General features: G+C 61.6%; 15 protein-coding genes. 5 read left to right on the forward strand and 10 right to left on the reverse strand.

Annotated features, from left to right (window positions below):
* Positions 1-36: 36 nt before the first annotated feature.
* From HDEN_RS04610 to HDEN_RS04620, 3 genes are read right to left on the reverse strand one after another with little or no spacing between them, the layout of a single operon-like run.
* Positions 37-3,153, reverse strand: coding sequence for an efflux RND transporter permease subunit (locus HDEN_RS04610; protein ID WP_013214965.1), 3,117 nt, complete (start codon positions 3,151-3,153; stop codon positions 37-39).
* A gap of 4 nt (positions 3,154-3,157) precedes the next feature.
* Positions 3,158-6,325 (reverse strand): efflux RND transporter permease subunit, encoded by a 3,168-nt coding sequence (locus HDEN_RS04615; protein WP_013214966.1) that lies wholly within the window; start codon positions 6,323-6,325, stop codon positions 3,158-3,160.
* Positions 6,322-7,704 (reverse strand): efflux RND transporter periplasmic adaptor subunit, encoded by a 1,383-nt coding sequence (locus HDEN_RS04620; RefSeq protein ID WP_245256730.1) that lies wholly within the window; start codon positions 7,702-7,704, stop codon positions 6,322-6,324. Before HDEN_RS04620 ends, HDEN_RS04615 begins: the two co-directional genes overlap by 4 nt.
* A gap of 463 nt (positions 7,705-8,167) precedes the next feature.
* Between HDEN_RS04620 and HDEN_RS04625 the strand changes: the two genes are divergently transcribed.
* A complete protein-coding gene (locus HDEN_RS04625) occupies positions 8,168-10,150 on the forward strand; it encodes a putative bifunctional diguanylate cyclase/phosphodiesterase (RefSeq protein ID WP_013214968.1) in 1,983 nt (660 codons plus the stop codon).
* A gap of 20 nt (positions 10,151-10,170) precedes the next feature.
* Here the strand turns inward: HDEN_RS04625 and msrB are convergent, their stop codons facing one another.
* Positions 10,171-10,683: a peptide-methionine (R)-S-oxide reductase MsrB gene (gene msrB, locus HDEN_RS04630; RefSeq protein ID WP_013214969.1), complete on the reverse strand. Its 513-nt coding sequence runs from the start codon at positions 10,681-10,683 to the stop codon at positions 10,171-10,173.
* A gap of 110 nt (positions 10,684-10,793) precedes the next feature.
* Complete coding sequence (gene sfsA / locus HDEN_RS04635; protein WP_013214970.1) at positions 10,794-11,516, reverse strand: DNA/RNA nuclease SfsA; 723 nt, start codon at positions 11,514-11,516, stop codon at positions 10,794-10,796.
* A gap of 101 nt (positions 11,517-11,617) precedes the next feature.
* Here sfsA and HDEN_RS04640 point away from each other — a divergent pair, with 101 nt between their 5' ends.
* Entirely contained in the window at positions 11,618-12,349 is a 732-nt protein-coding gene (locus HDEN_RS04640; RefSeq protein WP_013214971.1) for a competence/damage-inducible protein A, read from the forward strand.
* 40 nt (positions 12,350-12,389) lie between these two features.
* Here HDEN_RS04640 and HDEN_RS04645 read toward each other — a convergent pair whose 3' ends face one another.
* The 3 genes from HDEN_RS04645 to HDEN_RS04655 form a co-directional block, all read right to left on the reverse strand.
* Positions 12,390-13,010, reverse strand: a complete 621-nt coding sequence (locus HDEN_RS04645) for a hypothetical protein (protein ID WP_013214972.1) — start codon at positions 13,008-13,010, stop codon at positions 12,390-12,392.
* A gap of 149 nt (positions 13,011-13,159) precedes the next feature.
* On the reverse strand, positions 13,160-13,831 hold the full coding sequence (locus tag HDEN_RS04650) for a hypothetical protein (protein ID WP_150103191.1): 672 nt from the start codon (positions 13,829-13,831) through the stop codon (positions 13,160-13,162).
* A gap of 482 nt (positions 13,832-14,313) precedes the next feature.
* On the reverse strand, positions 14,314-15,918 hold the full coding sequence (locus HDEN_RS04655) for an inorganic phosphate transporter (RefSeq protein ID WP_013214974.1): 1,605 nt from the start codon (positions 15,916-15,918) through the stop codon (positions 14,314-14,316).
* Positions 15,919-16,562: 644 nt separating this feature from the next.
* Here HDEN_RS04655 and HDEN_RS04665 point away from each other — a divergent pair.
* Positions 16,563-16,790: a hypothetical protein gene (locus tag HDEN_RS04665; RefSeq protein ID WP_013214976.1), complete on the forward strand. Its 228-nt coding sequence runs from the start codon at positions 16,563-16,565 to the stop codon at positions 16,788-16,790.
* Between the two features lie 273 nt (positions 16,791-17,063).
* On the opposite strand, the gene HDEN_RS04670 is transcribed toward HDEN_RS04665, so the two are convergent.
* Both HDEN_RS04670 and HDEN_RS04680 read right to left on the reverse strand, forming a co-directional pair.
* Positions 17,064-17,369 (reverse strand): GIY-YIG nuclease family protein, encoded by a 306-nt coding sequence (locus tag HDEN_RS04670; RefSeq protein WP_013214977.1) that lies wholly within the window; start codon positions 17,367-17,369, stop codon positions 17,064-17,066.
* Between the two features lie 846 nt (positions 17,370-18,215).
* Positions 18,216-21,977, reverse strand: coding sequence for a vitamin B12-dependent ribonucleotide reductase (locus HDEN_RS04680; RefSeq protein WP_013214979.1), 3,762 nt, complete (start codon positions 21,975-21,977; stop codon positions 18,216-18,218).
* Between the two features lie 648 nt (positions 21,978-22,625).
* Between HDEN_RS04680 and HDEN_RS04685 the strand changes: the two genes are divergently transcribed.
* Both HDEN_RS04685 and HDEN_RS17700 read left to right on the forward strand, forming a co-directional pair.
* A complete protein-coding gene (locus tag HDEN_RS04685; protein WP_013214980.1) occupies positions 22,626-23,024 on the forward strand; it encodes an NADH:ubiquinone oxidoreductase subunit NDUFA12 in 399 nt (132 codons plus the stop codon).
* 4 nt (positions 23,025-23,028) lie between these two features.
* Positions 23,029-23,676 (forward strand): DUF2155 domain-containing protein, encoded by a 648-nt coding sequence (locus HDEN_RS17700; protein WP_013214981.1) that lies wholly within the window; start codon positions 23,029-23,031, stop codon positions 23,674-23,676.
* Positions 23,677-23,684: the final 8 nt, after the last annotated feature.

Genomic DNA, 23,684 nt, shown 5'->3' on the forward strand with positions numbered 1-23,684 from the left:
TCGAGCCTGCGCCTAACGCTGCATTGTCGCCTGGCGCTAGGCTGCCGGACCGGCCGCAGGCACGTCGCCGACCTTGCCGCGCCATCGCGCAACCCTGAGCTTCAGTTTTTCGAGAAGCAGGTACATCACCGGCGTCGTGTAGAGCGTCAGCACCTGCGAGACGACGAGGCCGCCGATGATCGTTATGCCGAGCGGTCTGCGGATTTCGGAGCCCGGTCCAATCGCGACGGCAAGCGGAATAGCGCCGAGTAGCGCTGCGAGCGTCGTCATCAGGATCGGCCGGAAGCGTTGCAGGCAAGCTTCGTAAATTGATTGCTGCGGCGACAGTCCGCGCTCGCGCTCGGCGCTGAGCGCGAAGTCGACGAGCATGATGCCGTTTTTCTTGACGATGCCGATGAGCAGGATCACGCCGATCAAGGCGATGACCGAGAGATCCATCTTGGCCGTCTGCAGCGCGAGCAAGGCGCCTAGACCGGCGGACGGCAGCGTCGAAATGATGGTCAGCGGATGCGCGAGGCTTTCGTAGAGCACGCCGAGCACGATGTAGATGGCGACGAACGCGGCCAGGATCAGCATGGTTTGCATGCGCGCCTGTTCCGCGAACGCCTTGGCGTCGCCGGCCGGTTCGCCGCGGATCGATTCCGGCATATGCAATTCGGCAAGCGCCTGTTCGATGCCGCGCAGGCTCGTGTCCATGCTGACGCCGGGCCGCAAGCTGTAATTGATCGTGACCGACGGAAACGGCCCTTGATGGTTGATGACGAGCGGAGCGGTTCCGCGTTCTATCGTCAGGAGCGTTGAAAGCGGAATGAGTTTGCCGTTCGCGCTCGGGACATAGATGCGATTGAGGTCGCTCGGATCGCGTTGCAGTTTCGGATCGACTTCGATGATGACCTTGTACTGATTGCGGTCGCCGTAGATCGTCGAAAACTGCCGTTGCGAGAAGGCATTCGCGAGCGCCGTGTCGATATCCGCAATCGAGACATTGAGCTTCGAGGCCGTGTCGCGATTGATGATGGCGTTGAGCTGAAGCCCGCCCTGTTCGCGATCGGAGCTGACGTCGACGACGCCCGGGACCGTGCGTACCGCCGCGACGGCCTTGGCGACCCAGTCGTAGAGCTTATCGTCATAGGACCAGAGCGTATATTGATAATCGGCCTTGCCCTGACGCGCGCCGGTGCGGATATCACGCGAGGGCATCAGTCGTGTCGCCAATCCAACGATCTCGCCAAGCGGCTTTCGGAGGCGGTCGATCACCTCCGCGGTCGGGACGTTGTTGCGCTCGGCGAGCGGTTTCAGGCCGATGAACATGCGGCCCTGATTGAGCGTCGGATTGAAGCCTCCGCCACCCATCGAGGAGCCGACGCTCTCGACGGCCGGGTCGGCAAGGATGATTTTCAGCGCACGATCCTGGAGCTTGCTCATGTTGCCGAACGACGTATCGGTATTGGCCTCCGTCGCAGCGATGATGAGGCCGGTGTCGTCGTCGGGCAGATAGCCCTTGGGCAAAATCTGATACAGATGGACCGTCAGCGCGATGGTCGCGACGAATACGGCGAGCATGATCGCCTGGTGGCGAAGCGCAATTCTGAGCGTGAACGCATAGGCTCTGATGATCAGCGCGAGCGCACCTTCGAACAGGCGGTCGGCGAGATATTTGCGGTGGTCGGCGCCGTCCCTGATGAAATGCGCGCAGATCATCGGCGTGACCGTCAATGATACGATCGCCGAGATGATGATCGAAAACATCAGCGTCATCGCGAATTCGTGCAGCAATCGTCCGGCGATGCCTGTCATGAACAGGACGGGAATGAATGCCGCGATCAACGACACTGAAATCGAAATGACCGTGAAGCCGATCTGGCGCGCACCTTCGAGCGCGGCCTGCATCGGCTTCATGCCGCGCTCCATGTTGCGGTAGACGTTTTCGATCATGACGATGGCGTCATCGACGACGAAGCCGACCGCGACGGCGAAGGCCATCAGCGTCAGGTTATTGATCGAATATCCGGCGGCCCACATCGCGGCGCATGTGCCCGCCAGCGACAGCGGCACCGTGATGCCCGCGGCAATCGTCGGGGTCGAGCGCCTCAGAAAGACGAAGACGACCGACATCACCAGCAGGATCGTGATGGCGAGCGTCATCTGCATGTCTTCGACGGAGGCGCGGATGGTGCCCGTCCGATCCGACAAGACTGAAATTGTGATGCCTGCCGGAATCCATTGCCTGAGCTGTGGCAACAGGGCTTTGACGCGGTCGACCGTGTCGATGACGTTGGCTTCCGGCGTCTTGGTGATGATCAGAAGAACGGCGGGTTTGTTGTTGAACTGCGCCGACGAGAGCCGGTTGCGTGTCGCGAGCACGACTTTAGCCACGTCGCCGACGCGCACGATGTCGCCGTTCGGCTGGTTCTTGACGACGATGTTCTTGTAGTCTTCGGGATCGAGAAGTTGCGGATTGCTGGCAAGAATGATGCTCTGCGTGCCACCGTCGATCGAGCCGATGGGAGAGAGATCGTTGGCGGCCTCGATGGCCTGACGGACCTGCTCGAAGCTCACGCCCATCGCAGCCGTCAAAACAGGATCGACCTGGACGCGCGTTGCGGGCTGATCGGCGCCGCTGACCGAGACGTCCGCGACGCCCTCGACCTGCGAAATGCGTTGCGCGATGACCGTATCGGCAGTGTCGTAGATGCCGCTGGTCGTCATCGTGTCGGACGTCAGCGCCAGAATTAGAATTGGCGAGCCCGAGGGATTGTATTTCCGGAACGTCGGGACTTGCGGCAGGTCGCCCGGAAGATCGGCGGTCGCGGCATTCAAAGCGGCCTGCACGTCGCGGCCTGCGCCGTCGGCGCTGCGCGACAGGTCGAACTGCATCGTGATGCTGCTGGTGCCAAGCGCGCTCGAGGATGTCATTTCGGTCACGCCGGCAATTTCGCCGAGGCGACGTTCGAGGGGCGCTGCAACGCTTGCGGCCATCGTCGCAGGATCGGCGCCGGGGCGTGTAACGCTGACCCGTATTGTCGGGAACTCCATCGACGGCATGCTCGCGACGGGCAGGAACGTGTAGGCCATCACGCCAGCGAGAAACAGGCCGACGGCGAGGAGCGCCGTTCCAATCGGCCGTTCGATAAAGATGCGCGAGACGTTCATGGCGTTACTCGGCCGCTTCTTCGAAGCCGCGGCGGGGGCGCTGTTGTTCAGCAGCGTCGTCGGCGGCTGCAGGCGCGGGTTGCGTTGCTGGAGTTTTACGGCCTCCCGTCAGCCGGGCGCGGAGGCGTTCCATCGCCAGATAGATGACGGGTGTCGTGTAGAGCGTCAGAAGCTGGCTCAGCAGAAGGCCGCCGACGATCGTGATGCCCAGCGGATTGCGAAGCTCGGAGCCGGTGCCGCTTTCAATCGCCAGCGGCAGCGCGCCGAGAAGAGCTGCGAGCGTTGTCATCATGATCGGACGGAAGCGCAAAAGCGCGGCTTCCATGATCGAGTCTTCGGGCGAGAGGCCGCGCGTGCGCTCGGCGTCGAGAGCGAAGTCGATCATCATGATCGCGTTCTTCTTGACGATGCCCATCAAGAGGATGATGCCGATCAGCGCGACGAACGACAGGTCTTTTCCCGTTAGTTCCAGCGCCAGCGCCGCGCCGATGCCGGCGGAAGGCAACGTCGTCAGGATCGTGAAGGGATGGATCAGGCTTTCGTAGAGCACGCCAAGGACGATGTAGATGGTGACGATCGCCGCGAGAATGAGCCAGGGCTGACCCTGCAGCGATTTCGTGAATTCCGCAGCGTCGCCGTAGAACGTGCCGTTTACGGTTGCCGGTAGGCTCACCTCTTTTTGCGCCGTATCGATGGCGTGCAAGGCATCGCTGAGCGAGGCGTTGGGCGCGAGGTTGAAGCTGAGCGTCGTCGAGGGAAACTGATCCTGGTGGCTGATCGCGAGCGGCGCTGTTTCGTACGTCATGGAGGCGACCGACGTCAGCAGCACCTGCGTTCCCGTCGTGCTTGACGGAACGTAGAGACGGTTCAATCGCGACGGATCGCTGCGATATTCGGGGGCCGCTTCGAGAACCACGCGATACTGGTTCGACTGCTGGTAGATCGTCGACACCTGGCGCTGGCCGAAGGCGTTGCTCAACGCGTCGTTGATCGCCGCCATCGTGACGCCGAGGCGACCGGCGAGCACGCGATCGACCGAGATTTTGGCGATAAGTCCGCCCTCGACCTCTTCAGATGAGACGTCGCGCAGATAGGGCGATGCCTTGAGCGCGTCCGCGAGGCGTTTCGACCATTCGGCGACTTCGGCCGCGTCGGTGCTCACCAGGGTGTATTGATAACGCGCGCGGCTGCTCTGGGTGGAAATCTGCACATCCTGCACGGGCTGCAGATGGACGGTCGTGCCCACGACGGATTTCACTTCCTGCTTCAGGCGCTGGATGACTTCCGTCACGTTGGCTTCACGTTCAGCGCGCGGCTTCAAAAGAATTTTGAGATTGCCGACGTTCTGCGTCGCATTCAGCTGTCCGATGCCGACGATCGACGCGACGCCAGATACGTCCGGATCGCGGGCGATGATTTGCGCAACATCGTTCTGCAAGCGCGATATTTCGTTGAACGAAATCTGCGGGCCGCCTTCGACGACAGCGGTGATCGCGCCGGTGTCCTGGTCGGGCAGGAAGCCCTTCGGCATGATGACGTAGAGCCAGATCGTCAGCACGACGGTCAGCAGCGCCACGAACAGCGTCGCGGGCTGATGGCGCAGCACGAATTCCAGCGTGTGCTTGTAGCCCAGGATCACACGATCCATGAAGTCGCCGAAAAGGCGGCCGAGGCGGGTTCCGTTTTCGTCGTGGTCGCCCTTCAGCAGGCGTGCGCACATCATCGGCGTCAGCGTCAGGGATACGACTGCCGAGACGACGACGGCGATGGTCAGCGTCAGCGCGAACTCGCGGAACATGCGTCCGACGAGGCCCGTCATGAAGAGCAGGGGGATGAAGACCGCGATCAGCGACAGCGTCAGAGAGATGACCGTGAAGCCGATTTCGCGCGCGCCGTCGAGGGCGGCCTTCATCGGCTTCTCGCCCTTTTCGAGATGGCGCACGACGTTCTCGATCATCACGATCGCGTCGTCGACGACGAATCCTGTTCCGATCGTCAGGGCCATCAGCGACAGGTTGTCGACGCTGAAGCCGCAGAAGTACATCACGCCGAACGTGGCGATGAGAGATACCGGAAGCGCGACGCCTGCGATGATCGTGGCGCGGAGCGAGCGCAGGAACAGCAGCACGACCATCACGACAAGCCCGACGCTCAAGACCAGCGTGAACTGCACGTCATGGACGGAGGCGCGGATCGTTCCGGTGCGGTCGCTGACGATCTGAAGATTGACGCCCGCCGGCATGGTGCGCTCAACGCGCGGCAGTTCGTTCTTGATGCGGGTGACGGTGTCGATGACGTTGGCGCCGGGCTGGCGCTGGATATCGACGATGACGGCGGGCTTGCCCTGATACCAGCCGCCGACGCGCGTATTCTCGAGGCCGTCGCTGACTTTCGCGACGTCCTTCACGCGCACCGGAGCTTCGTTCCGGTAGGCGATGATGACGTCGTTATAGGCCTTCGCGTCGGAGATCTGGTCGTTCGATGCGATGACGAACGACTGCTTGTCGCCGTCGAGCGAGCCTTTCGGTCCGGCGACGTTGGCGGCGCTGATCGCGGAGCTGAGATCGGCCATGCTGAGGCCGTAGCTGGCGAGGCGTCTGATATCGGCTTCGACGCGAACCGCAGGCTTGATGCCGCCTTCGATCGAGACATGGCCGACGCCCGAGACAGAACTCAGGCGTTGCGCCAGCAGCGTATCGGCGAGATCGGAAAGCGAGCGAAGCGATAGCGTGTCCGACGTCAGCGCGAGCGTGACGATCGGCGTGTCAGCGGGATTGACCTTGGAATAGACCGGCGGGTAGGGCAGGTTTTTCGGAAGCGTCGAACCCGCGGCGTTGATGGCGGCCTGCACGTCCTGCGCCGCTGAATCGATGTCGCGATCGAGATTGAATTGCAGCGTGATGCGGCTCAAGCCGAACGAGCTCGTCGATGACATCGTGGCGAGCGACTGGATCTGGCCGAACTGTCGCTCGAGCGAAGCCGTGATGAGGGTCGCCATCGTTTCAGGGCTGGCGCCCGGAAGCTCGGTCGTTACCTCGACCGTCGGGAAATCGACCTGCGGCAGCGATGAAATCGGCAGCGAGAGATAACCGAGGATGCCGCCGAGGATCGTCGCCAGCGCCAACAGGGTTGTCGCGATGGGCCGCTCGATAAAGGGCCGCGAGACGCTCATGGCGATGTGCCGCCGTCCTTAGCGTTGCCGCGTGGCTGCTGATCCGGCCGCGTGCCGGGTTTCGAACTGTCCACGGTCCGCGTCGGCTCGGTGTTCGAACCCGTGATGAGTGGTGCGCTGGCCTGTGCGCCAGACTGTGCGCCAGACGGTGCGCCAGACTGCGAGGCGGACGACTGCTGGCGATCGCTCGTGTCGCCGGCGGCTTTTCCGCCCTGACGGTGACGCTGTTTCGCAGGCGCATCGGCGCTGGCTGGCGGCGTTTTGCCATCGCTGACCGCGACGGTTGCGCCATCCTTCAAGCGGCCGAAACCATTGACGACAAGCGTATCGCCGGATTTGACGCCTTCGGCGATGACAGCTTGCTTTTCATCCTGCCGCGCGATCTTGACAGCGCGCATCGCGACGGTCTTGTCGGCCTGGACCACGTAGACATAATCGCCGTCGGGGCCGCGCTGAATGGCTTCCGTCGGGGCAACGACGACATTCTTCATCGTGTCGACCAGCACGCGCACGTTGACGAACTGCCCGGGCCAAAGCTGACGCCGGTCATTCGGGAAATTGGCTTTGAGGCGGATCGTGCCCGTCTGCTGATCGACCTGGTTGTCGATCACTTCGAGGAGGCCTGAATCCAGTTCCGTCTGGCTGTTGGTCGACAGCGCTTGCGCCGTCAGCTTACCGGTTGCGCCCGTCAGCGCCGGGAGGTCCTGCTGGGGTAGTGTGAACACGACGGAAATGGGCTGAATCTGAGTGATGACGACGATGCCGCCAGTGTCGCCTGCGTGAACGAGGTTGCCCTGATCCACGATCCGGATGCCGGTACGTCCGTCGAACGGTGCGACGATCGTCGTGTAGCCCAGGATCGCGGTGGCGTTCTCGATCGCGGCAGTGTCGGATTTGATCTGCGCTTCCTGCTGCTGCGCCAATGCCTTCTGCGTGTCGATCTGCTGCTGCGAAATCGCAAGCGTGCCGACTTTCTGATAGCGCTCCAGATCGCGCTTCGTGTTGGCGAGCAACGCCTCGTCGAGCGCTTTCTTCGCGATCGCCTGGTCCAGCTGGGCCTGGTAGGTGACAGGATCGATCTTCGCGAGCACGTCGCCGCGCTTGACGTCCTGGCCTTCCTTGAAGTTGACGCTGAGCAGGATGCCGTCGACCTGTGCCCGCACCGTCGCCAGGTTGAGCGCCCGCACGGAGCCCACGCCTTCGAGATAGATCGGCACGTCCGCGGTCTCGGCGGGCTTCGCTATGACGGCGACCGGACCTCCGCCGCCATCGCGGCCGAAGCGTGGCTTGGCGGTTCCGCCCGGTGAGCCGCTCTGCATCACATAATAGACGCCGCCACCGATGGCGCCGATGACGAGAAGCGTAAAGATTGACCGCATTAGCTTCATTCGTGCTCGTTTCCAGTTTGAACGGTCTACCGATACGCAAACGCTCGTGTCGTGACGGGAGCGATGCAAAAAACACACGCGTCGCCCGGCCCTGGATCAGGAAACGCGGTTTCTAGGTAAATCCGTTGCGCGGCCAGCCCCCAATGCCGCCGCCGAATTGTTCAACCCCGGATTTGCTGCCCCACCGTCAATTTGGAGCGCAGATATTACTCCAGTTCGTTGGTCAAATGGCAAATACAAGACGTCGACGGCTCAACCTGGCGGTGTGCCGGCATTTCGACCTGCACGCAAGTGACGCAACACGTTAGTCCGGTTCCATCTCAATGAATTCTAAGTAGCGGAATTTCAACAGATAAATAGGTTCGTAGAATGCGATATCCGGAGTGCTCTCATTAGCCAAATCGTTAAGACAGCAGCTTTAAAATGAGCTTTTTGCTAACGCTACCGAGGCCAGATGCTCCGAGTACTCAATGCCGTTCGCCGGGAGGATTTGGCCCGCGTGCATCGCGACCAGCTGGCAAGTTTAGCGCGCGCGACCCCGACGGCGATGGCCGGCTATGCAATCAATGTCTTGATTGCGGTCGTGGCGTTTCGCGGCCTCATCCCTGGCGTTGAACTGGCAGCATGGGCGGTCGCTTCGCTCGCAATATGCTCCTTCATCGGTCTTCGCTCGGTCACGCGAAGTTTGCGTACGCGGCAGGCTGAGGCGTCGAAGCCGGGCTCGCCTCTGCGCGATGGGAGATGGGCGCTTCTGATTGCGCTGATGTCGAGCTTGCCGTGGGCGATCCTGGCGACACGCTGGGTTGGCGCGGTGCATGGCGACAGCGAATTGATCCTGATGGCGCTGACGGTCGGCATGGCAGCCAGCGGCAGTGTTCTTCTGGCGCCGATACCTGCCGCCGCAGTGCTCTACGCGACAGCGATCCTTTTGCCGCCGGCCCTAAAATGCATCCTGTTCGTGCCGGGGCATCAGTACCTGGGCCTCGGCGCGCTCGCGGTCAGCTTTCTCGTGTTTCTGTACGGCCTAATTGTCACAACGGGCCGTTTGTTTCTGGAGCGTCTCGAGGCCATCACCCGCCTGCAGGATACGATCGCAGCGCTCAGCGAGGCGCGTGAAGAAACCGAGCGCGTCGCGATGACCGACGGTTTGACCGGAATCGCCAATCGCCGCGCCTTCATGGCGCGATTGAATGCTTTGAACAATCGCGCCGGCGCGAAGTCGTTTAGCATCTTTTACATTGACCTCGATCGCTTCAAATCGGTGAACGACGCGCTCGGACACGCCGTCGGCGATGCGCTTCTGAAATCGGTGTCCGCACGCATCACAGGTCTGGTGCGGGAGGGAGATCTCGTCGCGCGCCTTGGCGGCGATGAATTCGCAATCGTCGCGCAGGATATCCGCGAGAGAGCATTTGCAAGCTCGCTGGCCGAACGATTGGTCGTGTCGCTGTCGGAACCCTATGACCTCGAAGGACAGAAGGTTCAGATCGGCGCGTGCGTCGGTGTGGCGCTCGCGTGCGAAAGCGGCGTCGGGGGTGAAATGCTGTTGAAGCAGGCCGATCTCGCGATGTTCGCCGCGAAGGAGGCAGGTCGCGGCATGTACTGCATCTTCGAAGCCGACATGCAGCGTTCGGCCGACGAACATCGTGTGCTCGAGCTTGGGCTCAGGGCTGCCCTCGTCAACGACGGGTTCGAGCTTTTCTATCAGCCGGTGCGCAATCTCGAAACGAACGCGATTACGAGCTTCGAGTGTCAGGTTCGCTGGCGGCATCCGCTGCGTGGATTGCTGACGCCCGCGCAGTTTCTCGCGACGGCGATCGATATCGGGATTGCAGAAGATATCGGCAACTGGGTCATCAAGGAGGCTTGCCGGCAAGCGGCGCATTGGCCGTCCGAAGTTCCGGTCGGCATCAACATGTCATCGATGCGGATCGGGGTTGAAAATATCGCGGTGTCCGTCGAGAGAGCGCTCAAGTCCGCGGGACTGCCTCCATCGCGCCTCGAGCTCGAAATGGAAGTGACCGAGGCGAGCCTGATGAACGCTGACGCCGAGGTTATCGCGTCTTTGCGCAGGCTGAAGGATATCGGTGTTTCGATTGCGCTCGACGATTTCGGAACCGGATATTCCTCGCTCGGCTATCTGGTGAAATTCCCGTTCAACCGGATCAAGATCGACAGGCTGTTCGTGAGCCAGCTCGGGCAGTCGGCGCAAAGCGAGCTGATCGTGCGCTCGATCGCCGAACTTGCGCAGCGGCTGAATTGCAGCGTCGTCGCCGAAGGCATCGAAACCGACGATCAGCGCCGTCGCGTGCTGGCGCTCGACGTGACTTACGGGCAAGGCATGCTGCTCGGCGCACCGCTATCGGCTTCTGAGGCGGCCGTGCTGCTGATGAGCGAAGCTCCGGATCCAGCGCTGCAGCTGGCGCAAAGCGCCTGATGCGCGGCGCGGCCGACGGATCAGGCCGCGCCCTTCGGGACGAATTTCAGCGCTACGCCGTTCATGCAATAGCGCAGGCCGGTGGGCTTCGGCCCATCCTCGAAGACGTGCCCGAGGTGGCCGCCGCAGCGACGGCAGTGAACTTCCGTGCGCGTCATCAGATACGAGCTGTCCTCGGAGGTTGCGACCGCGTTCTCTAGCGGTTGCCAGAAGCTCGGCCAGCCCGTGCCGCTGTGGAATTTCGTCTCCGAGGAATAAAGGGCGAGGGCGCAACCGGCGCAGACATACGTGCCTGCCGCCTCATTTGCATCCAGCGGGGATGATCCCGGCCGCTCGGTGCCTTCCTTGCGAAGCACGCGGAACTGTTCGGGAGTGAGGATTTTCTTCCATTCCTCCTCCGTCTTCGTGACTTCGAACGTCTTCGACGTCGAGTCGGCCTGGCTTGGCCGGACGTAAGACGAAGCGGCTTTGAAACCGGCAAAGGCTCCGGCGAGGGTCAATCCTAATTTGGAAAAATCGCGGCGAGAGTACATGGCGGAATTTCCTTGATGCGCGCTTATCGCGGTGCAGCGCTCTTACCTTGGACAAACAGGAGTACGGCGCCGGAGCGCAATCCGTTTCAGCCCGGCCACATTTCTTTCTTTCACGAAAGATCAGCGATCTCGATGCGCCGGTCTACGGCGATTTCGGTAGGGCTCAGACTGCATCCGTAGCACAGCATCTCGACGCCCGCCGCGGCCGCGGTTTGGAACGCCGCCGCATAGGCCGGATCGAGATCGCGCGCGAGGCTGAAGGTTTTTGCGTTGCCGCGCTGAACGAGAAACACCATGACCGCGCGATTGCCCTCGGCGACCATTGTAGAGAGTTCACGGAGGTGCTTGGCGCCGCGTTCGGTTTTACAATCGGGGAACTCGGCAAGGCCCGCCTGGCGCATCAAGTGCACGTTCTTGATCTCGACGTAGCAGGGACGCGGGTCGCGGCCCTCTGCCAGCAGAATATCGATACGGCTGTTCTCGCCGTATTTCACTTCGCGGCGGAGCGAAGCGTAACCTTGAAGCTCCGGGATGGCATTCAATCCGATGGCCTCGGCGACGAGCGCGTTCGGCTTGCCGGTATTGATGCCGACGAGATGCGGGCCGTCGCCCAGATCATCCTCGATCATTTCCCAGGTGTGGCGATATTTGCGCGTCGGGCTGTCGCTTTCGGAAAGCCAGACCGTCGATCCCGGCGTCGTCAGTCCAAGCATCGAACCGGTGTTGGGGCAGGTGGCGGTGACTGTCACGCCGCCGGCGGTCAGGACGTCCGCAAGAAAACGCTTGTAGCGCTGGATGAGCTTGCCGGGGATGAGGGGCGACGTAAATTTCATGCCCCCGCATATCCGCCGAATGGCGTGCGAGGGCAAGTATTTCGAACAGGCTCGCGCGGTGCTAAGACGGGAGCAGGAATATCTCGGACGGGAGACACGCGTTGGGCGGAGAACGCATAGTCACTGCGGCGGTCCTGATCATTGGCGACGAAATCCTGTCCGGCCGGACCAAAGACCGCAACGGCGGCGCGATCGCCGAGCATCTGACGTCGATCGGCATCCGCCTGAAGGAAGTGCGCGTCGTTCCCGACGACGAGGCCGAGATCTGCGCAGCCGTCAACGCTCTCAGGTCGCGTTACGATTATCTGTTCACGACCGGCGGCATCGGTCCGACGCACGACGACATCACGGCTGATAGCATCGCAAAAGCTTGCGGCGTCACGATCGACGTCGACCCGCGTGCTGAAAAACTTCTGGCCGAGAACTACGCGCGGCGGGGCTTGGCGTTGACGCCTGCGCGGTTGCGAATGGCGCGTATTCCTGCCGGGGCTTCGCTGATCGTCAATCCGCTGTCCGGCGCGCCCGGGTTTCGCATTGGCAATGTCATCGTGATGGCCGGCGTTCCGGAAATCATGCAAGCGATGCTGGAAGCCGTCACACCTGAACTCGAAACCGGGGACAAGGTGCTCTCCATCACGATCGCCGTCGACCGTCCGGAAAGCGAAATCGCTGACGTGTTTTCCGCGCATCAGCAGCGCTATCGCGACGTGGCGATGGGAAGCTATCCCCGCATGCGGGACGGAAAGCCGGTTTCGGATCTGGTGTTGCGCTCAGCGAATGCGGACCACCTCAGCGAAGCGGCCGAAACTTTGAAAGCCGCGCTGGGCGTCTGACCGGTGCTCGCGTTGAAGCTGACAGCGAGCGTTCCGCTCGTCAGTTGAGCGTCATACGATCGCGGTCGTCCGGCTCGACCCGGAGACGCGTTGCGTAGTCCTGCTGCTCGACCTCGACGAAAAGTTCGTATTGGCTGTCGAGCGCATCGAGGAACGCCGCCGTCATGTCGAGAAGCGGTCCGAGCGCGATGCGTTTCGCGACAAGGAAGCTGTCGTCGATGGTGAGATCGGCTGCGCCGCGCACGTTGGCGGCATCGGGAGCGATCAGGCCGCGGCTGCGGATGTAGGAGACGATATCGTCGCCCGTCTCGAAATCTTCGCCGCGCGCGTCGCCGCATTCCGACACGGCATCCTGCAGGATCGCGGTTCCGGACGCGAAGAGATTGCCGACGGCGCGAAAGCGATCGTCAACCTCGGCCAAAGAAAGCGCATGGGTGCGCGCCTTCAGAACGCGTGCGACCAACATCAGCTCGAGGCTGCGGACGTCCTCCGCGATGCGGCGCTGGTGCATGGGAAATTCGGCCGGTTCGCCGGGCGCGTCGGCGAGCGCGCGCCAGTCATGACCGCGAGCGACGAGATCTTCACCGGCCGCCAGCGCGCCATCGAGGTGGTCGGCGAGGAGGTAGACGGACAACGGTGCCCGCGCTGCATATCTCGACATGGCCAACTCTCCGATCCCTGAATTCGTTGGGCGGAAAGTGGACTGATTCGCGCGTCATGAACCAGCGCCATCGCTGCCGATTGTGGCCGTATGTGGAGCGTTGAGGATAAGGTGTGGACACAGCCGCGCGTCGCGGGATTTAGCGCGATTTAGTGGGTGTTTTCCGGGTGGGCGAAGCGCACGCGCGGTTCCTTTGGCGGCACATCGACGATCTTCGTCTGTGCCCTCGCCGACACAAACGTATTGCTGACTTTCGGCGCGGCAATGATTCTGAGCCGTGGCGTTTTGCGAGACGGCTGACGCGACCGAACAGGCTTGCGCCGCATCTTGGATCGCGGGCGCAGTTTGCGGGATCGCGTCGCCTTCAGGCGCTCATCGAGGGGCGGCATGCCCTGGCCGAGGCGGCGTGCGCGCAGAACCGTGCCGTTCAGCAGGATCGGTGAAGGTGTCTCCGGCGGTTGTTCTGATATGGCGTCTGCACTCGCGGCCGGGGGAGGCAGTTCCTCAACGTCGGTTGCCGCGACCGATGCTTCGGCCGTCACGGCGGAACTCGGGGCGAGGGTTGCCTTGACGTCGGGAATTATCGCCAGCGCAGAAGAAGTCGCATCTCGAGGTAGGGTTGCTCTGACGTTGGGCACGACAAAATCAACGCCGGGCGTCGCGACCGGAGACGGAGGAAGCGTCGCCCTCACGTTCGGCGCAGCGGCTCGGGGCATCGCGACCGCTGCGGGGTCCATCGTCGCCTTGATGTCAGGAGAGGAGATGACCGTCGGCTCGTGTGCAACAACGGCTGGCGTGGCCGCGGCGATAAAGTTCGGCACTACGCGCGCCGGAGCTTCGGAAGTTTTTGCGGGAGCTGCGAATTGTTCGCGTTGCGTCGAAGCGGGTGCAACAGGCTGCGGCGCTACAGGTGCGAGCGCGAAGCGCATCGGTTCTATGGGGTCAATAGCCGGGGCAGTTTGTCCGGCTTGCGCCGCAGGGTGTGTGTTCAGAAACGGTGCAGGTTCGCCGCCGGAGCGTTTTGCCCGCCGGGTAGCCTGACTAAAAGCGCGCAATACAAGACCGAAGGCGAGGACGAAGAGCAGAGCCCACACAAGAACTTCCGGTTTCACGACAGCCCCCCGAGTGCGACGGGCGTAAGCTCTGTCAATCGCAAATGTCCGTCAACACAGAAACGCGCGATGCCGCCCAAAGGACAATATTTGCGGCACGCCGCCTGGAAGTTCATCACGGAAGCTCGCCGCAAAATGAAAAAGGCGCGAATTTCGCGCCTTTCTCAGTGACCTCGCTTGTTCGGCGATGATCAGAACAGCTTGGAGAAAATGAAGTAGAGGCCGCCCGCCAGCAGGATCGACGCCGGCAGTGTCAGCACCCAGGCCATGAGCAGGTTGCGGACCGTCGACCATTGCAGGCCCGAGCCGTTCGCCGCCATCGTACCGGCGACGCCGGACGAAAGAACGTGTGTGGTCGAAACCGGCAGACCGTACATGTCGGCGGCGCCGATGGTCGCCATCGCCACGACTTCTGCCGATGCGCCTTGTGCGTAGGTGAGGTGCGTCTTGCCAATCTTTTCGCCGACCGTCACGACGATGCGTTTCCAGCCGATCATCGTGCCGAGGCCAAGCGCGATCGCAACCGCGATCTTGACCCAGAGCGGAATGAAGCGCGTCGCGTTGTCGAGCGAGCCCTTGAACGCCGTAATGCTCGCGACGTCATCCTTGGACAGGTTGTTCGCCTTGTCCTTGAGCAGGAAGCGCAGCGCCTCGGAGGCAAGGTACATGTCGTTACGGACGTTCTGGACGGCCGTTGCTGGCACCTTGTCGAGCGCGCCGTAGCTGTTCACCTGCTCGGAGATCTGGCGGACGAGAACGGCGAGGCTCGGATATGTGCCCTCGTTGATCGTGCGCGCCGAGATGTAGTTCGTCACTGCCGGACGCGGGTCGCCGAGAACATTGTAGCCGGCAGCCTGTTTCTCGATCACGGCAGCGGCGGCAGTCGCAGTCGCCTGGAAGTGTACGACCTGTGACGGCGCGGGCGAACGGTTCAGTGCATAGGCGGTCGGGACGGTACCGATCAGGATCAGCATGATGAGACCCATGCCCTTCTGACCGTCGTTCGAGCCGTGCGCGAACGAAACGCCCGTGCAGGTCAGCACCAGCAGACCGCGGATCCACCACGGCGGCGGCTGGTTTCCGACGGGCTCCTTATAGAGAGACGGATTGCGGACGAGCACCTTCAGCGACAGCAGCAGCAAAGCGGCAGCGACGAAGCCGACCATCGGCGAAAGCAGCAGCGAATAGCCGATGTCGGTCGCCTTGCCCCAGTCGACGCCCGAGGTGCCGTTGCCGCCGTGAAGCAGCGAGTTCGCAACGCCGACGCCGATGATCGAACCGATCAGCGTGTGCGACGATGACGAGGGCAGCCCCAGCCACCATGTTCCAAGGTTCCAGATGATGGCCGCGATCAGCAGCGCGAAGACCATCGCGAAGCCGGCGCTAGAGCCGACCTGAAGAATGAGTTCGACCGGCAGCAACGAGATGATGCCGTAAGCGACGGCGCCGCTCGACAGCAGCACGCCGAGGAAGTTGAAGAAGCCGGACCAGAGCACCGCGACATTGGCGGGCATCGAATGCGTGTAGATGACGGTCGCAACCGCGTTGGCGGTGTCGTGAAAGCCATTCACGAACTCGAAGCCAAGCGCGATGAGCAGCGCCACGCCCAAGAGAAGGAACGGCAGCCAGGTGGAAATCGGCGTGCCTGCCGCTTCAACGTCCTGGTAAAGGCTGTAGGCCGTGTAGAAGAGACCTCCGGCAAGCAAGCCTAAAAATACGAAGGCCGTTGCAGGGTTCGCGGGATGGTCGAGCTTCGGCCGGCTGCCTGCCACGTCGGCTAACGCCACGTCGGACATCGTTGGTTCCCCTATTTCAGGTGCTGATGCGGGGGAACTAGGCAGTCTCTATTGCAGTGATGTGACAGCAGGGCATTGCGAGCCTTTCACGGCTTGCAATGCAGGCATGCTAATGTCCGGCTGAAGGTTTATGCTCGCGCTTCACCCAATCGCAGATTTCCTGTTTTGGCCCTCGTTTGCAGCTGCGATCGGAAATTGCGCCGTCGTTCGAAGCATAAGTCCGGCCTGAGCCGGCAGCGTTTGATGCGGCTGATGTTGCCGCCAGGACTCCAGCGCCGGTGACGATCCATAGCGCCACGAGCGTCCATCGGATTTGATTTCGTTCCAGCATCATCGGTTTCCCCTCGAGCGTGAGTGCGCGCATCACGGTTAGTAACGTATAATATAACAAATCATTTGCGTAAAGAGCGCGCGGAGTGTGGAGGTGACGGCGGGTCTAAATGCGTGTGAGCCAGGGCGCGACGACGATCTACGCGTCTCTCACAGGACCGGAGAGCCACGCGAGCGGGCGTTCGGATTTCAGACGATCTGCAAAGAAATTAATTTCCGGAGCATTTGAATTCTTCTTCTTTCTCTTTTTGAAGGCCGCGCACTAGCCTCTTTTATCGCAGCGCAAAATGGCTATGCCAGCGGAGGGATTAGAAATGAGACGTACACTTACCTTGCTTGCCGCAACCTTCATCGGAGCGACTTTGGCGCAGACGACGGCGCAGGCCGCGCCGTCGCTCGTCAAGCCAGGTGTCGAGAGCCCCGTCGCCAAGACGACGTTCTTCGTCGATCGCAAGAAAGAGAAGCATGCGCACGCGCGCAAGCACAAGCATCACGGCCACAAGCACGCGCATCTGAAGAAGGGTCCGCACAAGAAACACTAGCCGGACTTGAGACGGGCGGGGGGCACGGCCCGGACTCGCGATCCTGCTATCCGCCGAGGGTGTTCCGTATCGGGTCGGAACGCTCTCGGCGGAATTGTTTTTGGAGTTCAGGTCAGTCGGGTGCTGATTTGTGCCAGCCCGTCGCGTGGATGGCCGCCTGCGCGGCCATGACGGGAGTGGGGTTCGATTGAGCGGCAAAGCGGCAGGTCGCATCTCGGGCCATATCTATGCGAATTCAGACATCGCTATTCTTGTTGGCTGCGACGTCGGATGTTAGCTTCGCCAGGCCTGTACCTCCGACGTTAAATCGTGCCATTGCGGATTGCCGCTTTCGATCAGTGCGAGCTTGTCGGCACGACGGAATTTCTTCAGCTGCTTCTCGCGTGCGATGGCGTCAGGCATCGTATCGAACTGCTCGTAATGCACGAGCATGTGCACGCCGTATCGCTTCGTAAAGCCGTCTTCCAGATCCTGTTGATGAATGGAGACGCGCGCCGCGAGATCGCCGGTGACGCCGATGTACAGCGTGCCGTTCCGTTTGCTCGCGAGGATATAGACGGCTGGTTTGACGACGCGCATTCCCCCTCCCGTCATCCTCGCGTGAGTGAGCGTCGCGAATGATGCGCGGGGATCCAGCACAAGACTTGCCGAAGGCGCAAAAACAAACAAGGCGTTTCGTTGGAAGCGCCTTGCAGGGATTACGGACGGCTGCGCCGAGTCTCATGCTGGATCCCCGAACGCGCATCCCCCGGATTAAATCCGGGGTTACGCGTTCGAGGATGACGAGTTTACACGGGCAAATTGAAACTTGTTCCGTGATTAGACTGTAAGAGATCGCCCCAGATCACCCATTGCGTTTGATCAGCGGAGACTGCGCCAAAAACCCAGACACTCTCGGTCTCCAGCTTTGAAAGGTCGAGAGTCGAGGGGTTAAAATTGCCCTCTCGCGTCAATTTGATTGCGAGTGTTCGCTTTCGGTAATTTCGCTTTTTTGCGATGCTGTCGACAATTGATTGAACGCTGCTGTTTGAATTTAGCTCCTGAGGGACGACCTCTTTCAGCTGCACAGGGCATATATTCCCCGTCTCGGGAGCGTCCCAATAACAGACGAAATCGTGGTCGCCGCCTTCATCGTCTGCCACATATATCTTCGTACGCAATATCTCGCGCATTCCATGGGCGAAAATGCAAGCTGTCCAGAGTTCTCTAGAGCGTTTGAGACCATGAGTGCGTAGATTTTTTACAGACCAGGGTACGTCGCGTTGGACAAGTTCACAACGTAGTTTGTTCAATTCGGGGAGCACAAGCTCCGGGTCAATGAAACGCAGACGGCTCAGACGTCGAAGTTCCACTTGATCCAAATTGGCCTCATTCGATGAAGGACAACTGAGCCTACTCAGTTGTCCTCATTTTATGTCTTTACTTTCAACTGCACCCACTCGTGCTGCCGCACGTGTCGCACTTCAGGCAGGTGCCGTTGCGGACCATGGTGAAGTTGTAGCATTCGGTGCAGGCGACGCCTTCGTAGCCGCGGAGCTTGGCTTCGGTGGCGCGCTGCTTGAAGAGTTCCGACTTGCTCATCGGTGCAGGCGTCACGACAGCAGCAGGCGCGCGCATTTCGATCGGCTGCTCGCCGAGTGCCAGCGCGTTGGCGCCGTGCGTCAGCGTCGAGTCGATCGAGCGTGCATCGACGTCGAAGCTCGACGTTGTGACGCTGGTCGAGGTCTCGGTGATCGATGTCTTGCCGCCTGAGCGCGCCGCAAAACGGACGACCGAGGCACCACGCACGAGGCCTTTTGAGACGACCTTCGACACGTTCTCGGAGAGATCGAGCGCCAGCTGCTCATCCGTCTGATCGTCGCTCGAGCCAAGACCCGTGCCTTCGACGATTTCGCGCGGATCGACGTGCGCGAGGTCGTGACGGCCGAGGTACGACACGGCAAGCTCGCGGAAGATGTAGTCGAGGATCGACGTTGCGTTCTTGATCGCCTCGTTGCCCTGCACGAGACCGGCAGGCTCGAAACGCGTGAACGTGAAGGCTTCGACGTATTCTTCCAGCGGCACGCCGTATTGCAGGCCAAGCGAAATGCCGATCGCGAAGTTGTTCATCAGCGAGCGGAAGGCTGCGCCTTCCTTGTGCATGTCGATGAAGATTTCGCCGAGGCGGCCGTCGTCGTACTCGCCGGTGTGCAGGTAGACTTTGTGACCGCCGACCGTCGCCTTCTGCGTGTAGCTCTTGCGGCGGCTCGGGAGTTTCTCGCGTTCCTTCTTCTTTTCCTTTTCGACGTAGACGACGCGTTCGACGATTTTCTCGATGATCTTTTCCGAGATGATCGAGGCACGAGCCGCGAGCGGCTGCGTCATCAGCGTCTCGGCGAGATCGGCAGCCTCATCGTCGTCATCGCCGAGGACCTGGCTGTTCAGCGGCTGCGAGAGCTTCGAGCCGTCGCGATAGAGCGCGTTGGCCTTGAGCGCCAGCTTCCACGATAGCATGTAGGACTGCTTGCAATCGTCGACCGTTGCGTCGTTCGGCATGTTGATCGTCTTCGAGATTGCGCCGGAAATGAACGGCTGCGACGCCGCCATCATGCGGATGTGGCTCTCGACCGAAAGATAACGCTTGCCCTTGCGGCCGCAGGGATTGGCGCAGTCGAACACCGGCAGGTGCGCGGCGCGGAGATGCGGTGCGCCTTCGAGCGTCATCGCTCCGCAGACGTGCTCGTTCGCCGCTTCGACATCCTTCTTCGAGAACCCGAGGTGCGCGAAGATGTCGAATGAGGGATCGTTGAGCTTGTCGGCCGGGACGCCGAGCGTTTCGGTCAGGAACTGGTCGCCGAGCGTCCAGCGGTTAAACACGAACTTGATGTCGAAGGCGGTCGCAAGACCCTTCTCGATCTTGGCGAGCGCGTCGTCGGTGAAGCCTTTGGCCTTGAGCGTCGCGGTGTTGATCGCGGGCGCCTGTGCCAGCGAGCCGTGTCCGACGGCGTAGGCTTCGACTTCGGCGATCTCGCTTTCGCGATAGCCGAGGGTGCGTAGCGCTTCCGGCACCGACTGATTGATGATCTTGAAGTAGCCGCCGCCCGCGAGCTTCTTGAATTTAACGAGCGCGAAGTCGGGTTCGATGCCGGTCGTGTCGCAGTCCATCACGAGACCGATCGTGCCAGTCGGCGCGACGACGGTTGCTTGCGCGTTGCGATAACCGTGGTTCTGGCCGAGTTCGAGCGCGCGATCCCAGGCGAGCTTCGCAGCTTCGCCGAGACGGTGATCCTTGAGAGAGGCGTGATCGAGCGGCACGGGCGCCGTCGCGAGTTGCTCGTAGCCTTGGGCTTCGCCGTGGGCGGCGCGGCGATGATTGCGCATGACGCGCAGCATGTCCGCCGCGTTCGGCTCGTAGCCGGGGAAGGCGCCGAGCTTGGCCGCCATTTCGGCGCTCGCCGCATACGAAACGCCCGTCATGATGGCGGAGATCGCACCGCAGATGGCGCGGCCTTCATCCGAGTCGTAAGGGATGCCCGCCGACATCAGCAGGCCGCCGATGTTGGCGAAGCCGAGGCCGAGCGTGCGATAGCGGTAGCTGAGCTCGGCGATGCGGCGCGACGGGAATTGCGCCATCAGCACCGAGATTTCGAGCACGATGGTCCACAAGCGGCAGCCGTGCTCGTAGGATTCGATGTCGAACGATTTGTCCTCGCGGCGGAAGCGCAGGAGGTTGAGCGACGCGAGGTTGCACGCCGTATCGTCGAGGAACATGTATTCCGAGCACGGGTTCGATGCACGGATCTGTCCCGACTGCGGGCACGTGTGCCAGTCGTTGATCGTCGTGTGGAACTGGATGCCCGGATCGGCCGACGCCCAGGCTGCGAAGCCGATCTGCTCCCAGAGATCGCGCGCCTTGATCGTCTTCGTGACCTTGTTGCCGAGACGCGAGATCAGGTTCCAGTCCTTGTCGGCGGAGACGGCGTTCAGGAACTCGTCCGTGACGCGCACGGAGTTGTTCGAGTTCTGGCCGGCGACCGTGAGATAGGCTTCGCTATCCCAGTCGGTGTCGTAGGTGTCGAACTGGATGTCCTTGTAACCCTGGCGCGCGAACTGGATGACGCGCAGCACGTAGTTCTGAGGAACGCCGTCGCGCTTGGCTTCGCGAATGGCCTGCTTGAGCTTCGGATTCTTCAGCGGATCGAAGCAGGCTTCGTCCTGCGCTTCGCAGTTGACGCACGCCTTCATAACGGCCTTGAGGCGCTTCTGGCAGATCTTCGAACCGGTGACGAGCGCGGCGACCTTCTGTTCCTCGCGCACCTTCCAGGTGATGTATTCCTCGATATCCGGATGATCGACATCGACGACAACCATCTTCGCGGCGCGGCGCGTCGTGCCGCCCGACTTGATGGCGCCCGCAGCCCGGTCGCCGATTTTCAGGAAGCTCATCAGGCCGGACGAACGACCGCCGCCCGATAGCTTTTCGTTGGCGCCGCGGAGCGAGGAGAAGTTCGAGCCCGTGCCTGAACCGTATTTAAAGAGACGCGCCTCACGCACCCACAGATCCATGATGCCGCCGTCGCCGACGAGATCGTCGGCAACCGACTGGATGAAGCAGGCGTGCGGCTGCGGATGCTCGTAAGCCGAGGTCGAGTGGACGAGTTCGCCGGTCTGGTAATCGACGTACATGTGGCCCTGGCCAGGACCGTCGATGCCGTAGGCCCAGTGCAGGCCGGTGTTGAACCACTGCGGCGAGTTCGGCGCCGCCATCTGCATGGCGAGCATGTAGCGGATTTCGTCGAAGAACGCCTGCGCGTCTTCTTCGGATGAGAAGTAGCCGCCCTTCCAACCCCAATAGGTCCAGGTGCCGGCGAGGCGATCGAAAACCTGACGCGCGTCGGTCTCGCCGCCGAAGCGCTCAGCCTGGGGCAGGTCCTGCAGGGCAGTTTCGTCGGGGGTCGAGCGCCACAGCCACGAGGGGACTTGTGTTTCTTCGCAGCGCTTCAGGCGGCGGGCGACGCCGGCCTTGCGGAAATACTTCTGCGCCAGAATGTCGGCCGCGACCTGGCTGAAATGGTCGGGAACATCAAAGCCTTTGAGGCTGAAAACGATGGAGCCGTCGGGGTTCTTGATCTCGGACGTCGCACGCCGGAACTTGATCGAGGCATAGGGAGAGGAACCGGCTTCGGTGAAGCGTCGCGTGATCTTCATAAAATAGTGCCCCCGGATTGCGCGGCAGCACGGAAAGGATCCGCGTGCCGTATCTGCTGTCATCGCCGCGCGCCGGACCCTGCTTCCGGCGTTCGACAGAACGGTTGCATCGAGCCGATTCGTGCCCACTCAGGTCGCAAGTCCCCGCGCCAGCGATGACGGTGAAAAAACCGCGATCAACCGGCGTTTTGCCGAACCTGAAATGTGTGAGGGCGACGAGGTGCTCGTGCGCTACGCTGGACGCTACTGAACTGGACGGATGCGACGGTCTTCAACTGATCTCGGGTGGAGGGTCGCAAGACTGTCGCAACACCGGCAAGTTATGAGATTCGAGCAGCCTCGGACAAGGGAAATTAAATAGATATTGCGGTGGCAGCAACAACCGACACTATATGTAGTGGTGTGGACAACTTTCTGGATTGACCGCCGCAAAGCCCGAAGTTGCTGGTTTTGAGCACCGCTGGACGCCTTGCCGCGGTGTGGAAGAGGCTGGAAAGCGCCTCTTGATCGGGGTCAAGCCAGCCGAGCTTAGTGCGATTCCGTAACGCGGCTGTTGCACGACTACATCTGCCCCCAGACGTCTAGACATCATGCGTGCGGTGCAGCTAAGTCGAAGCGGCCGAATGCAATGAAAGGAACCCGCAGATCATGGGTTTATTCAGTGAGATTTTCTCGTGGTGGGGTGGCAACACCTGGGGCACGCGCCTTTTCACATGGCGCAAAGGACGGCTCGTCGGAGAGGATGAGTTCGGCAACCGCTATTATCTGCAGAAAAGCGGTGTCGGTCCGCTGGGCGTTCCGGCGCGCTGGGTCACGTATGCGAATCTTTCCGAGCCGAGCCAGGTCCCGCCCGACTGGCATGGCTGGCTGCATTATACTGTCGATACACTGCCGACCGAGGAGCGCTATCAGCCGAAGCATTGGCAGAAGCGTCACCAGATGAACATGACCGGGACCGCGCAGGCTTACCGGCCTAAGGGATCGATCCTCGGCAAGGGCGAGCGGGCGAAATCGACCACGGATTACAAGGCCTGGCGGCCGCAATAGGCGGGTGATCAGAAAAACGCCGGGTTTTGGCGTCAACAAGCTGACGCTAACGAACGTTCCGTCGATTGGACCTGTGTTGAACCGTTCCCTGCTTACGCCATTCCCGAATGCGCCGGAAAGCGCTGTGCGTGCTGCGATGTTCGCGGCGCGCCTGGCGGCTTTCGGCGCGGTTGTCTGTCTGCTCGGGCCGGCGTCGCCTGCGCGCGCCGATCGTATCGAGAACGGCGTCGCGGTGTTTTCAGCGCTCGACAAGGTCACTGCACGCATTTCGAAGTTCGAAGTCGAACTCAACAAGACCGTCGAATTCGGTGCGTTGCGCGTGACGCCGCGCAGCTGCTACTCGCGCCCGCCCACGGAAGAGCCGAAAACGACGACGTTCGTCGAAGTCGATGAAACCCAACTCGACGGCACCGAAAAGCGCATCTTTACCGGTTGGATGTTCGCCGAGAGCCCGGGCATCTACGGCCTCGAGCATCCGACCTATGACGTGTGGCTGACGGACTGCGAAAAACCGCGCCGCTCGGTCGCCGAGAAAAAACCGGCGCCCGCTGAGGCGCCTTCCGAGGGCAACGATGCGGCGACAGCTGAAGCGCCGCCGCCCGCGGGCGACAGCGATTTGCCGCCGGAATTCCGCCGTCGCGTCAGACGCTAGTCACGTCT

It is taken from the genome of Hyphomicrobium denitrificans ATCC 51888 (assembly GCF_000143145.1).
Lineage (GTDB): Bacteria > Pseudomonadota > Alphaproteobacteria > Rhizobiales > Hyphomicrobiaceae > Hyphomicrobium_B > Hyphomicrobium_B denitrificans.